The 13,667-nt window shown below is 38.4% G+C and carries 9 protein-coding genes and 1 tRNA gene; 7 read left to right on the forward strand and 3 right to left on the reverse strand.

Features of this window, described 5'->3' with window-relative positions:
* Window positions 1–324: 324 nt before the first annotated feature.
* From FBD94_RS19500 to FBD94_RS19510, 3 genes are read left to right on the forward strand one after another with little or no spacing between them, the layout of a single operon-like run.
* Window positions 325–3,486: a SusC/RagA family TonB-linked outer membrane protein gene (locus FBD94_RS19500; protein WP_136881435.1), complete on the forward strand. Its 3,162-nt coding sequence runs from the start codon at window positions 325–327 to the stop codon at window positions 3,484–3,486.
* A 5-nt stretch (window positions 3,487–3,491) separates the two neighbouring features.
* Window positions 3,492–4,985 (forward strand): SusD/RagB family nutrient-binding outer membrane lipoprotein, encoded by a 1,494-nt coding sequence (locus FBD94_RS19505; RefSeq protein ID WP_136881436.1) that lies wholly within the window; start codon window positions 3,492–3,494, stop codon window positions 4,983–4,985.
* A gap of 7 nt (window positions 4,986–4,992) precedes the next feature.
* Window positions 4,993–5,421 carry a hypothetical protein gene (locus FBD94_RS19510; RefSeq protein WP_136881437.1) on the forward strand — a complete coding sequence of 143 codons (429 nt, stop codon included), beginning with the start codon at window positions 4,993–4,995 and terminating at the stop codon, window positions 5,419–5,421.
* 158 nt (window positions 5,422–5,579) lie between these two features.
* Here the strand turns inward: FBD94_RS19510 and FBD94_RS19515 are convergent, their stop codons facing one another.
* On the reverse strand, window positions 5,580–6,479 hold the full coding sequence (locus FBD94_RS19515) for a S66 peptidase family protein (RefSeq protein WP_136881438.1): 900 nt from the start codon (window positions 6,477–6,479) through the stop codon (window positions 5,580–5,582).
* A gap of 40 nt (window positions 6,480–6,519) precedes the next feature.
* Between FBD94_RS19515 and metG the strand changes: the two genes are divergently transcribed.
* Window positions 6,520–8,628: a methionine--tRNA ligase gene (gene metG, locus FBD94_RS19520; protein WP_136881439.1), complete on the forward strand. Its 2,109-nt coding sequence runs from the start codon at window positions 6,520–6,522 to the stop codon at window positions 8,626–8,628.
* Window position 8,629: 1 nt separating this feature from the next.
* On the opposite strand, the gene FBD94_RS19525 is transcribed toward metG, so the two are convergent.
* Window positions 8,630–9,427: a hypothetical protein gene (locus tag FBD94_RS19525; RefSeq protein ID WP_136881440.1), complete on the reverse strand. Its 798-nt coding sequence runs from the start codon at window positions 9,425–9,427 to the stop codon at window positions 8,630–8,632.
* 325 nt (window positions 9,428–9,752) lie between these two features.
* Between FBD94_RS19525 and FBD94_RS19530 the strand changes: the two genes are divergently transcribed.
* Window positions 9,753–9,827 (forward strand) — tRNA-Arg (locus tag FBD94_RS19530).
* 148 nt (window positions 9,828–9,975) lie between these two features.
* On the opposite strand, the gene FBD94_RS19535 is transcribed toward FBD94_RS19530, so the two are convergent.
* Window positions 9,976–10,821: a DUF4595 domain-containing protein gene (locus FBD94_RS19535; protein ID WP_136881441.1), complete on the reverse strand. Its 846-nt coding sequence runs from the start codon at window positions 10,819–10,821 to the stop codon at window positions 9,976–9,978.
* 379 nt (window positions 10,822–11,200) lie between these two features.
* On the opposite strand from FBD94_RS19535, the gene FBD94_RS19540 reads away from it, so the two are divergent.
* Complete coding sequence (locus tag FBD94_RS19540) at window positions 11,201–12,346, forward strand: outer membrane protein assembly factor BamB family protein (protein WP_136881442.1); 1,146 nt, start codon at window positions 11,201–11,203, stop codon at window positions 12,344–12,346.
* A gap of 270 nt (window positions 12,347–12,616) precedes the next feature.
* Window positions 12,617–13,387, forward strand: a complete 771-nt coding sequence (locus FBD94_RS19545; RefSeq protein ID WP_136881443.1) for a DUF2310 family Zn-ribbon-containing protein — start codon at window positions 12,617–12,619, stop codon at window positions 13,385–13,387.
* The last annotated feature ends 280 nt before the right edge of the window (window positions 13,388–13,667 follow it).

Raw genomic sequence — 13,667 nt, forward strand, 5'->3', positions numbered from 1 at the left:
TTTATATAATTTATGTAACTTCTAGAGTTTTACTAGTTTTTTTGTTGCAAAAACTTTGCTATATGACAATCGTATATAATAAATGTTAATTAATGTTAAAAGTTTTGTTACAGGGGCAGTGATAGGTCTGTGTTGGAATTAAATATTGATATTATTTATTTTTAAATTATAATATTCTGCTAAAAAATAAACAACAATGTTTTGAAGCCGTCTTATTGTGTCATTTGATTGTCATATGTAGTCTGATTGTTGTTATTGAATTATGCATGCATATCAATTTTGGTATATTAGACCATTATTAACTAACCTAAATTTTAATTTCTTATGAAAAAACTTTTACAAAGTTTGTTCATTTTGATGTTCGTTGCTGGAGCAGCGATGGCACAAGATAGAACAATTACTGGTACAGTTACAGGAAAGGACGATGGGCTACCAATCCCAGGAGTCTCTGTAAAAATCGTAGGTACCACGACCGGTACATCAACAGATGCAAATGGAAAATACGCTATTAAAATAGCATCGGGATCAGTTTCACTTGAATTTTCTTCTATTGGCTACATTCGACAGGAGGTGGCTGTAGGTTCATCGAATGTTGTGAATGCCCTTATGCCTACAGATTCCAGGCAATTGGGAGAGGTTGTTGTTACCGCTATGGGTATTACCAGGACAGCAAAATCACTTGGTTATTCGGTTACGACCATAAAGGGTGATGAATTAACTAAAGCGAGAGAAACCAATGTGATTAATTCACTTGCGGGTAAAGTTGCAGGTGTTAGGGTTACTTCTCAATCGGGTACTGTAGGTGGTTCTGCTAAAATTATTATTAGAGGGGCCTCATCTTTCAACTCGACAGGTACTTCAAATCAACCAATATTTGTGATTGATGGACTACCAGTGGATAACAGTTCTCAGCAAATCAATACTATTACTACCAGTTCCGTTCCTCAGGGAAGTGCTGGGTCTGATTATGGTAACAGGGCTGGTGATATCAACTCTGATGATATTGAGACCATAACTGTACTTAAAGGAGCTGCTGCTACTGCACTTTATGGTGCCAGAGCAAAAAATGGTGCTATTGTTATCACCACTAAGAAAGGTAAAAAAGGTCAGGCTTCTGTATCTTTTAATTCTTCAACACGTTTTGATAATGTATTAAAGCTTCCAAATTTTCAAAATGAGTATGCTCAGGGTGTTCAGGGTGTTTATAGTACAGGGCCTAACGTTAATAGCTCAAGCCTAAATGGCTGGGGACCTAAAATTAGTGAAGTTCAAGACCAATTGTTTACTGATTACCTGGGTAATAAAGTTACCTTAAAGGCTTATCCTGATAATGTGAAGGATTTCTATGAAACGGGAAAAACGTATATCAACTCTGTTTCCTTTGAAGGTGGTGGAGATTCTGGCGATTATCGTTTTGGATTTACAAATACGACACAGGATGGTATTGTTCCAAATGAAAAGCTTAAAAAGAACGCTTTAAGTTTAAATTCGGGTAGAACTATTTTCAAAGGGTTGGACATTAGAACAAGTGCAAACTATACGCGTACGGTTGCTGATGGTCGTCCTGTTCAAAGTTCTAACAATCCGAGTGTATTACAATCTATCGTTTATGGGTTACCAAGAACAATTGATGTTAATGTTTTGAGAGATCACTATGTTGATCCCATCACCAAACAACAAATCGCTTTAACACCAACAAGAACAGGAAATAACCCATTCTGGGTAGTAAATAACAATAACTTCTCTAATGTTGTTGATAGGTTTTATGGTAATGCTATCGTTACTTATAAACCGTTAGAGTGGTTAACGATTTCTGACAACTTAGGTACAGATTTTTACAATGAGTACAGAAGAGGTGTTACAAGACAAGGAACAATAGGTTCGCTAACAGGTGATTTCTATACTGCAAATCTTTATAACAGAATTATAAATAATGATTTGATCCTGACTGCGGATAAAAAATTAACTGAGGACCTTAGTTTAAAGGTCATTGCTGGTTATAATGTTTTTGAGTCTTATTATCGTAGAGATCTAGCCGATGCACAACAGCTAATTGCTGACGGATTGTATAACTATGCAAATGCGGGAAGTGTGGTGGCGACAAATACATCTAATATGAGAAGGATTCAGGGTGTTTATGGGGATATTGGCTTGTCTTATAAAGACTACTTATTCTTAAATGTTACAGGAAGAAACGATTGGTCTTCAACCCTGCCGATCCAAAATCGATCATATTTTTATCCTTCAGTGAGTTCAAGTTTTGTTTTCAGTGAAGTTTTGCCTAAAACCACTTGGTTTAATTACGGTAAGTTAAGGGCTAGTTATGCAAATGTGGGTAGTGATACCGAGCCATATGGAGGTGCATTTAGTTATCTTCCTATTAGTGCAGCATTTGCTCAGTATGGTTATGGTTCTACTTTTCCATTTAATGGGGTTTTGGCATTCAGTAATCCTGCGACTATCCCAAACTTTGATCTGAAGCCGCAAAATCAAGCTTCATATGAGGTCGGTACAGAGTTAAGGTTTTTGGATAGTCGCGTTAATCTTGATCTGACTTATTATTACACCAATACTTCAGATCAGATTATAGATTTAGCACTTCCACAATCAACAGGGTTCTCTTTCGTTAATACAAATGCAGGTTCAGTGAAAAATAAAGGTGTTGAGGTTGGCTTGGGTCTAGTGCCGGTTAAGGGAAGAGATTTTACCTGGAATATGAATATTAATTTTGCTAAAAATGTTCAAACAGTAGAGTTGCCACCTGAATTGACTTCTTATTCGCTTGCTAGTGGTTGGAGTGGGTTGTCGATTAAAGCTGAAACTGGTCAATCATTTGGTATTTATGGTGTTGCCTGGCAGAGAGATCCTTCAGGAAATCTCATTATTGACGCTGCTACCGGATTAAGAAAAACGGTTAGCGATAAAAGATTAGGGAACATGAGTCCTGATTGGACAGGTGGTATTGAAAACACTTTTTCTTATAAGGGCGCTTCGCTTAGTTTCTTAATAGATATGAGAAAAGGAGGGGTAATATTCTCAAATTCTGTTTCATCATTAAGAACGAGTGGATTGGCAGAAGAAACATTACTTAACAGAGGAAATATCTTTATTGATAAAGGAGTGGTGGCTGGTGCCGGGGGAACATTTGTTCCAAATACGGTTCCGGTTACAAGTATGCAGGATTATTGGGCTCAATATAGCACTACAAATACTGAGGCAAATATTTTTGATGCTTCGTATGTGAAGCTTAGAGAAGTTAGACTTTCGTATTTGCTGCCTACAAAACTTCTGCAGAGAAACTTAAAGTTTATAAAATCAGCTGAGATTGGACTGGAAGGACGGAACTTATGGATCATACAGGATAATGTTCCTCACATCGATCCTGAAGCAAACTTTTTTGGTACCGAAAGTGTAGCGGAAGGTGTTGAGTTTAACTCTATTCCATCTACAAGGACCCTTGGTTTTAATATAAGACTTAAAATTTAGAAGAAATGAAAAAAATTATATATACGTTTAGTGTTCTAACATTATTGTTAACACTACCATCCTGCAAAAAATATCTGGACATTAACACAAGTCCAAACAGGGCACCTGTGGTAGACCCTAAGTTGTTGTTTTCCTATGCATCCGTTGCTTATATCAATTTAAGGTCAAGTGGAGATTTGTATATTCCTATGGGGCTAGCTGGTCAGATGCTTAGCGCTGGGGGGAATAATCCAACAGGTTGGTCTGGTGGCGATCCAAGTCCTGATATATATACATTTTCTGCTAACTTTATAAACAACACTTGGGTGTCGCTTTATGTAAGGGCAGGAGCTAACCTTAAGCAGGCTATTAAGTTATCAGAGGGAGCTAGTCCAGCTAACAACAACGCTGCGGCTCAATGTAAGGTTTTATTGGCGATGGTACTTTATGATATTACTACTACTTTTGGGGACGTGCCTTACACAGAAGCCTGGAATGAGAATATCATTTATCCGAAATTTGATGACCAGAAAACAGTTTTAGAAGGAACGATCAGTATTTTAGATGAAGCCCTGGCTCAATTTGATGATGCTAGTCCTTTGAAAATTGGAGCAAATAATGACGGGTATGACTTGTTTTATCAAGGGGACCTTGCTAAGTGGAAAAGGCTTGCACAATCTCTTAAGTTGCGCTCGTTGTTGACTATGGTAGACAAAGATCCTACAAAGCAGGCGGCTATCGGAACACTTATTTCTGCAGGAGCAACTAGCATGGTTAATTCAGCAGCGAATAATGCTCAAATCGCTTATCAGGATATTACCAATAAACGCAATCCTAAGTATGCAATTAGTTTGCAATACAATAATGGGGTTAACTTTTTCTTTGCTACTAAGCCTGTAACCGATATTATGGATCCAACTCCGGCATTTGCTGTTGCAGATCCGCGTTTACCTAAATTTTTCGATAAGCCTGCCGCGGCTACCAATTATATTGGTGTGGTGCCTGGTGCGGATGGTGATGATAGCGTAAATCCAAGGGTTGCAAAAACATTGCATTCGCCAACAGCGCCTGAAGTAATGTTTACTTATCAAGAGCAGTTATTTAATGAAGCTGAAGTATATGCAAGGGGACTGGGAGTTGCTGTGAATTTAGCAACAGCCACAGCTCGCTTCCGCGATGGAATTGAAGCATCATGCTTATCTTTTGGGGTTCCTGCGCCTGCGGCTAAAAGCTTTGCGGATCAGTTTATTCCGCCGTTTGTTAGTCAGGCAGTAGCAATCAGAACTATTCATGCTCAGCAATGGGTAGATAAAATGGATAGAGGTTTGGACGGCTTTACGCAGTGGAGGAGATCTGGTCCGGATGCTAGTGAAGTACCTGTTTTGACCCTTCCTATCGGCGCACCGGCTGGACCTATCTTTAGAAGATATGAGTATCCTATTATAAATGAGATATCCAGAAATCCGAATGCTCCGAAAGAGACGATTAAGTATAATGTAAAAATGTGGTTTGATTTATAACAGAAATATGAAAAAGATAATAATATTAATGTCGATAGTAACCGCTTTTTTGTTGCAATCGTGCGAAAAAAAGGGGCCGGGAGATAATTACGATTTTAGTGATAGCTTACCCCCTTATGTAGAAATTTCAAGTAAAGCTCAATTAACGATTGTAGCGGGAGCCAATGGGACTATTGCCGTGCGCTTAAAGACTGCTGTTCAAGAGCCAGTGGTTGTAAAATATGCTGTTTCAGGTACTTTTACGACTACAGGGACTGTAACAATCCCTAAGGGGGTGCTTGCTGCAAATGTTATTCTACCCGTTCCCATTGCTACGGTTCCAGGGAATGCTGCGTTTACAATAACTGGAGCAACAAAAGGGGCTACAAATCTTACTATTGGGGCTTTGGGAGCTAATAGCAACGAAGTAAGACCGCTTTTAATCGTGAAAAATTAAAACTAGCTACACCGGTAGGTACTCTAAAGACCGTGGGTCTTGAACCTGCTTGCTCCTTAAGTGGTTTTTACTTAAGGGCATAAAAACAAATAGCAACAAGGAATCTCCTTGTTGCTATTTGTTTTTATGCTCATTCCTGAATAGGAATGTTTTTGTGCTTAGGATTGAGTCAGCACCACGTTTTGTTGGTTAATGATCAACTTGGCGGGCTTACCAACTACTAAGGTTCTATTGTCATCTATATGCCCTACAGGGAAGTTAAAACATACCGGGTAATCATATTCCTTCACAATATCCCAGATCACTTGTTCTGGACTGGCTCCAAATGGTATAGTCTCCGTTGCGATTTCATTAAAAGCGCCTATGATGAGGCCCTTTAATCCAGCCAGTTTTCCGGATCTTTTTAGCATGTGCATCATGCTATCAATGGAATATTCTTGCTCGCCAACGTCTTCCAGAAACAGAATCTTATTCCTATAGTCTATTTCCGATGCTGAGCCCTGTACCATCACCATAAGGGTTAAATTGCCTCCAATCAGGATGCCTTCGGCTGTTCCCGAGCGCCCAGGAAACGAATTTGTATATTCGTATTTAATGGCTTCTCCAAACAAAGCCTTTTTTAATGAATCCAATGATTCAGGCGTTGCTTTTTCAAAGGTATATGGCATTTGTCCGTGGATGCTTTGGATTTTTAACCTCGCAAATAAATCACAGAGCAATACTGTGATGTCGCTAAATCCAATGATCCATTTAGGATCAACTTTAAATTTGTCGTAATTAAGCTCATCAATGATCCGTACGGTGCCATAGCCGCCCCTTCCGGCAATAATGGCTTTAATTTCTGGATCATCCAGGAAACCTTGTATGTCTGCCGCTCTTAAAGCATCGTCGCCGGCAAACTGGTTATGCTCAGCAGTGACGGTTTGCCCTAATACAACTTCCAAGCCCCAGCTTTCAAGGATCGCAATGGCAGGGGCAATACTCCCCGGTAATTTCTTTGCCGGACAAACTATTGCAATTTTGTCTCCTTTTTTTAAATATGCTGGCTGTTTAATCATAGGTAAAACACTTATCTTTGACAAAATAATAAAAATAGTTTTGGATAACAGTAAAATAAAAAGATATACCGTTACAGCGGCATTGCCCTATACTAACGGACCGGTACACATAGGACATTTGGCGGGCGTTTATTTACCTGCTGATACTTATGTAAGATACCTGCGCTCTAATAAAAGAGATGTTAAGTTTATTTGTGGATCTGATGAAAACGGTGTTCCTATTACGCTAAAGGCAAAAAAGGAAGGGGTGTCACCTCAAGTTGTTGTTGATAAATACCACAAAATTATAGGGGATTCATTTAAGGAATTTGGCGTTTCTTTTGATATCTATCACAGAACATCATCCTTGATGCATCACCAAACGGCTTCTGATTTTTTTGAAACCTTATACAAAAAAGGGGTTTTTACGGAAGAAATTACTGAGCAGTATTTTGATGAAAAGGCTCAAACGTTTTTGGCCGATCGTTACATTACCGGAACCTGTCCGAAGTGTGGAAATGAGAACGCTTATGGCGATCAGTGCGAGAGCTGTGGCAGTACATTAAATGCTACAGACCTCATTAATCCGAAGTCGACCTTATCTGGAGAGCCTCCTGTAAGAAAAGAGACTAAGAACTGGTTTTTGCCATTGGATAAATACGAAGATCAGCTTAGAACATATATTGAAAGCCATAAAGAATGGAAACCAAATGTTTCTGGACAATGTCAGTCCTGGTTAAATTCAGGCTTACAGCCTCGGGCCATGACCCGCGATCTGGATTGGGGCGTTAAAGTACCTGTAAAGGATGCAGAAGGCAAAGTGCTTTATGTTTGGTTTGATGCGCCTATTGGTTACATTTCGGCGACTAAAGAGCTTTTTGATTATGCTCGTTTGGATGTTTGGAATCCTAAAGCTGAAGAGTATTATATCAATCAGACTCACATGGAGAAGGGCAGTTGGGAGGAGTATTGGAAAGATGATGAAACCAAGTTGGTGCATTTCATCGGAAAAGACAATATCGTTTTCCACTGTATTATTTTCCCGGCGATGTTAATGGCTCATGGCGATTATATCCTGGCGGATAATGTTCCTGCCAATGAGTTTCTGAATCTTGAAGGGCAGAAAATCTCGACCTCTAAAAACTGGGCTGTTTGGTTAAATGAGTATTTAGAAGAGTTTAAAGATAAACAGGATGTATTGCGTTATGTATTAACGGCAACGGCACCTGAGACAAAGGATAACGACTTTACCTGGAAAGACTTTCAGGCTAGAAATAACAATGAGCTGGTTGCCGTATTTGGTAACTTCATCAACAGGGTAGTGGTGTTAACGCACAAGTATTTTGCGGGTAAGGTTCCTACCTGTATGACCATCCTACCAGAGGATCAGGAAGTAATAGATGAACTGGCTACCTTCCCTGCAAAAATAAGTGCTTCTATAGAAAATTATCGCTTTAGAGAGGCACTTGGTGAGGTGATGAATGTTGCTCGTTTAGGAAATAAGTACCTGGCAGATACAGAGCCTTGGAAGGTGATCAAAACGGATGAAGACAGAGTTCGTACCATCTTATTTATCAGTTTGCAAATTGCTGCCAATCTGGAGATATTAATTGAGCCATTTTTGCCATTCACAGCAGATAAGCTGATGAAGATGTTGAATTATGGCGGACACACCTGGGAAGCTGCAGGCCAGATAGATTTACTACACAGAGGTCACCAATTGAATGAACCGGTTTTGTTATTCGAGAAAATCGAAGATGACGCGGTGCAAGCTCAAATTGATAAACTGAACAGAAGCAAAGCTGATAATGATGCCGCTTCGGCAGTTATAGCGCCAGCGAAAGAGAACATTCAGTTTGAAGACTTTACTTCGGTTGATATTCGTGTGGCTACGATAGTTGCAGCTGAAAAGGTGGAGAAGACCAAGAAGTTATTAAAATTAACGCTGGATACAGGAATAGGTCAACGTACGGTAGTTTCTGGTATCGCTGAATATTACAAGCCGGAAGATATTATCGGTCAACAGGTGAGTCTTGTGGTAAACCTTGCGCCACGAGAAATCAAAGGAATCGTGTCGCAAGGTATGATTTTAATGTCTGGGGATACAGATGGGAAGCTTGCTTTTGTAGCGCCAACAGTTAAACATCAGAACGGTAGTGTGATCAAGTAATTTAAGGGTTCGGTTGGTTTTTAAAATCCATTTCGAGCCATGCTCCGGTAATCTCCATATTGGGTTCCCCTTCAGTCATAAAAGCTTTTAAAATGGCTGAAGGGTTAAAAGTTTTATTATTGACGGTGTCATTTCCAGCAAATGTCTTTTCGTAATACTTCAATGCAATCCCTATTATGCATAGGCAGCCTGGCGCTATCTCAAACGTAAATTTGCTGGCCGGAATTATAGCGGGTTTATATGCATAATTAATTTCTGCGCTTTGTATATTAGACTCCATGTGATAGCCATGCTTAAGGTCAAACTGAGCTATTTGGAGGGCTATTATACAATTTCTCCCTGGCTGAGGAAACCTTAAGTCCTGAGGGATATTCATTTCAGGCAAGGTTAATTCAAGTGTGTTCCCGGAAGTGGTTACTTCTGGCTGGGCAAATAGGTAGTTTTTTACAGGTGAGTTGAGATTAAATTCAAAGCCGTTAAACCTGTTGAATGAGTTTGGATTAAAGACAAATTTTTGTGTTTCCGCCACTAAGGCTGTGTTTAGCACATAGCCGGTGTCGCCAGTAAAGCGAGAGACCATAAAGGTGTCGTAAAATCCAATGATTGAATCTAATGAAACCCTGATGCTGCTGGCCAAACTACTAGCTTGACCAAAGACCTGTGCTGATTTTTTTGTTGCTTCAGTTTGGTCCTTTACAGTCATTTTGGACTTCTTTTGCACATACTGTTTTTTGCCTACTTTTTTGAATGTGATGTCTCCTACGGCTCCACGGATGAATTTACCATCTAATTTTCCCATACTATTCTATTTGGTTGAAAGGTTAACGAGTTAAACGGTTAAGGTACTCCTTTACCAAACTCCAAGCCGAATATACTTAAAGTATGGAATAAGTCCAAGTATTTATTTAAAATACATGGACTTAGCATGGACTATACATGGACTCACCATGGACTTTGATAAAAAAGTATACGGTGCGTGTCTCGATGAAATTTCTGCCCTGGAGTGTGTTGGATGAGGAAAAGGTTGCTGCAGAAATTGTTTAAAGTACTTTTAGAAGCGAAAGGTTTTATTATTATATTTGCGGCTTGGATTTTAAGTTTTATTGATCTAAAATTCAAGATTTGGTCCCGTAGTTCAACGGATAGAATAGAAGTTTCCTAAACTTTAGATATGAGTTCGATTCTCGTCGGGACCACCAAATAGATAAGGCCTTTAGATCAAATCTGAAGGCCTTATTTTTGAAGGAGTATAGTATCTGCGATAGTTGTGCAATATCGCCTCGCTGATTCTTCAACAGCAGATTACATTTTTGGAAGTTGACAATCAATTTCTAAATTATTATTTACTTAATTACATGAATACCTAATTAAGTAATAATCAGATCGATCTAATCTAACATAAGGTGTTGCGTCAATAGTATTATCTGTTAATAATTGCCTAACGTTTATTCTGGTAATTTTATTATTTGCGTCCTTCTCAAAGGAGAAAGTATTCTCTGATCCAAATTTATAGCTAGGATTGATATAGCTAAACGAGGAGGTTTTGATCAGAAGATTCTTGCTTGGTTTTCCGAAAAAGCCAGCTAGAGGTTTGGTAACATATAAAGCTTTTAATGGATTAAGTGGCTCCAAGAGTTCAACCGCTTTATCTTCGCTATAAGCAAAGGTAACGTCAACATAATCACGATATGAGCTGTTGGGCTCCGGTACTGTTGAACCTTTTGCAGAAACCAGATTACCATTAGTATAGCTAAGTTGATATGTAGTTATACCGTAAGACTCGGTACGAGTTAGTCTGTCTAAGTAACCATCCGAATTATAAGTGTAGGTTTCTAAAACATGTGAGTATGGTAAATTATTTTCTTCAAATGAGATCGCTCTTCTCTGATCATCCAAAATGTAAACATAGTCTCCATAATATTTTGTCTTGAGGACAATTTTATTGTTTGTGTAGGTTGCAGAGTAGGTCGTAAAAGCCGAATCTTGCGTGCTCGTTGATGCCGTTATATAGCCATCATTATTGTAGGTAAAGGTTGCTGATCCATGTATTTTATTTTGTCCATCAAAGAGGTCTGCAGAAAGTAACCTGCACGTGTCTTTAGTCGTGGGGTTCGGATCTGTAGTTAAATCGTTTTTGCTACACGCAAATAAAAATAAAAGAAGAAAAAGAAGGATTGAATTTCTGATAGTCATGATGGGAGCATCTCTTTACATAAAGATAGCAAAAAGCTGTAAAATTCCCAACGTATAATAATTTTAGGGTCAGATGAATTTTAGGGAGATACCAAGCTAAATTATATAGAGCCGATAATTTATCAGATTTGAAAAGAGTGTCTTTATTAAAAGAAGGGGTAAATAAAAGGGTAACTAATTTGATCAAACCTGATCAATTATGACTTGTTTTGACGCTAATTGACCCATAAAAACCACTGTTTTTTCTATCGTCGGGACCACAAGCTCACTTTACTATATGTAGAGTGGGCTTTTTATTTTTATCATGCGCTTTTTATTTTTTGTAAAAATATAGTTACTTGTGCTTGTTGGCTATTTTAAAATTTGTAAATTAATAATTATGAAAAACAAAAACGCTTGTAAGTGTCTGGTATTCGGGATGTTCTTTCTCGTTGTGTCTCTATTCTCATGTAAAAAAGATAAATCAAAGGATCCGGAAATACGAGAAATAGGACTTAAAGATAGAGTTTATATAGGAAGTAGTGATAATAATTTTTACGCATTGAATGCCGCCAATGGAAAATTGATTTGGAAGTATACAGCTGGAAATTTCTCTTATTCGGATCCTATCGTTGTGGGCGAAACGGTTTATGCAGGGTCAATAGACGGAAATATGTATGCATTTGATGCTATTAATGGTAGTGTCAAATGGAAATTCTTTACTGCTGCAGTTGGTATTGAGTCAAGTCCAGCCGTTTGTGACGGCATAATCTATTTTGGAAGTAATAATGGTTCTTTTTATGCCCTGAATGCCACGACTGGTGAACTTAAATGGAAAATGGAAACTTCAAAAAATGTCAGTTCCAGTCCGGTAGTCGCAAATAATATAGTTTATTTCGGAAGTTCAAATGGTCTCATATACGCAGTAGGAGCAAAGACCGGAAATTTAATTTGGAGCTATCAAACTGGAGGAATGATTAATCAGTCCAGTCCAGCTTTAAGTAATGGTATTATCTTTATTGGGAGCCGTGATGGTCATTTGTATGCATTGAATGCAAACAATGGTAGTTTAAAATGGAAATATTCAACAAATGGGATATCTATGGAGCAGTCTAGTCCTGTTGTAGCTAATGGGATGGTATATGTTGGGAGCTGGTATGACATAAGTGATTTTAGTATCGCTGGATCTTTGCTTGCTCTTGATGAGGTTACAGGTAAATTAAAGTGGGAAAGCCTTAAAGGGATCGGAGTTGGCGGTAGTCCTTCTGTTTTAAACGGATTGTTGTATGTATCTGCTGATGATGGATATTTTCATGCGTTCAATGCTTTAACAGGAGTGGAATTGTGGTCTAAAAATATACTTCCAAATGGTGCTGGTGCAGCTGGTGCTGATGGATTAGTGTTTGTAGGTGCTGGTGGCTATAAGAATATTTATGCTTATGATGAAAGAACTGGAAATGTTAAATGGAAGAACTCTGATATGTCTGGAATCTCTACCTCCACCCCGTGTCTGATTGATTCTCGGGGTATTGTTGTTCGTCGTTAATTATGGGTAATTTTTATTGAGATGCAGTAAGATATCACTCAAAGCCTTGGTGGAAAATCTGCTGAGGTTATAGGGGGTAAAAAAAGGGAAACTTATTTGATTGAACCTGGCGAAATATGACTGGTTTTGGCGTCAACTGCCCCACAAAAACCACTGTTTTTTCTATCGTCGGGACCACAAGATTAGCAAGCCTTTGGATTAAAATCTGAAGGCTTTTTTATTGGCATATCTTTTATATCTTAGGTATTGGTATAAAAAGGGTATCATTTAATGTACAAGCAAAAAATAGCGATAACTATAAATTCGGATTTTGATAAAGAGAAATTATATGATGAGTTCATCATGTTAATGAGCAGTCTTTGTCGAACGGGCCAAATTATGGGTGGGGTTGAATCTCCTTATGTCGCAGGAAATGAATTAATTTGTTATCAGACTACTCTGGAACGAAACTCGTTGGATACAGAATGCAATAACAAATGGGTCAATCTTAGAATCAAAAACTTAGAGGAGGGATGTAATTCTAAATTGAAGATAGAAGTTCTTGGAGAGCATGTTCCATTTTATAAGGATGTTTGTACTTGCGATCAACACGATTCGTATTTGTTGTTTACGACATATTTGAATGAAAGCTCACCAGTTGATTGTGGCACCTGTGGCGGCTCGGTCCCTATTTATAAGATAAAAGGTTTGACTGATAAAGAACAGACTGATATCGAGTCTTGGGAAGGGGATTATGTCTCATGTGATAACTTGAATATGGGTTGTAACGTTGGAGAAAAATGGGCGATAAAACAAATGTCTGATCCTAGATCTCAACTTTCGCAAGTTGGCAGGGATATTTGTAAGAGAATAACTGAATTGACAGGAGTGCCTACATATTATTATCTTTTCAACTATCAAGCTATTTCAATTGCAAAGGATAAATTGAGGAAATGTCCTTCCTGTAATGGAGACTGGCTGTTGAATGAAAAGTGGTTGGCATTCTATGATTTCAAATGTGACAGATGTAAATTAGCCAGTACATTGACAAGTAGAAGTTGATTGTTCATTTAAACCTTTATACATGTTTGAGTTATAAGATTTACTCCTCCAAAAAGCAGGATGGGTAAAAAATATTTTAATAAAAGGGCAAAAAGCAACCGGTTTTTTTTTTAGACTACTGCAATTACTCGCAGGCAGAATTTGAATCTGCACCTTTCCCCTAAGGGAACATCATACCGGAGTATCACCAGTTTACGGCACCTTTTATTTTAATGAGCGATAAATTAAAAGAAGAGCAACAATTAACCAGTGTTTGGTTTTTGCGTGACAGGCGAAGTAA

Origin of the sequence: Pedobacter hiemivivus (assembly GCF_005144565.1) — a bacterium.
Classification (GTDB): domain Bacteria; phylum Bacteroidota; class Bacteroidia; order Sphingobacteriales; family Sphingobacteriaceae; genus Pedobacter; species Pedobacter hiemivivus.

Excerpts from the sequence above, each read along its gene's own strand:
- FBD94_RS19500 (WP_136881435.1), top strand. The coding sequence starts at position 325 with ATGAAAAAACTTTTACAAAGTTTGTTCATTTTGATGTTCGTTGCTGGA.
- FBD94_RS19505 (WP_136881436.1), top strand. The coding sequence starts at position 3,492 with ATGAAAAAAATTATATATACGTTTAGTGTTCTAACATTATTGTTAACA.
- FBD94_RS19510 (WP_136881437.1), top strand. The coding sequence starts at position 4,993 with ATGAAAAAGATAATAATATTAATGTCGATAGTAACCGCTTTTTTGTTG.
- FBD94_RS19515 (WP_136881438.1), bottom strand. The coding sequence starts at position 6,479 with ATGATTAAACAGCCAGCATATTTAAAAAAAGGAGACAAAATTGCAATA.
- FBD94_RS19525 (WP_136881440.1), bottom strand. The coding sequence starts at position 9,427 with ATGGGAAAATTAGATGGTAAATTCATCCGTGGAGCCGTAGGAGACATC.
- FBD94_RS19535 (WP_136881441.1), bottom strand. The coding sequence starts at position 10,821 with ATGACTATCAGAAATTCAATCCTTCTTTTTCTTCTTTTATTTTTATTT.
- FBD94_RS19540 (WP_136881442.1), top strand. The coding sequence starts at position 11,201 with ATGAAAAACAAAAACGCTTGTAAGTGTCTGGTATTCGGGATGTTCTTT.
- FBD94_RS19545 (WP_136881443.1), top strand. The coding sequence starts at position 12,617 with ATGTACAAGCAAAAAATAGCGATAACTATAAATTCGGATTTTGATAAA.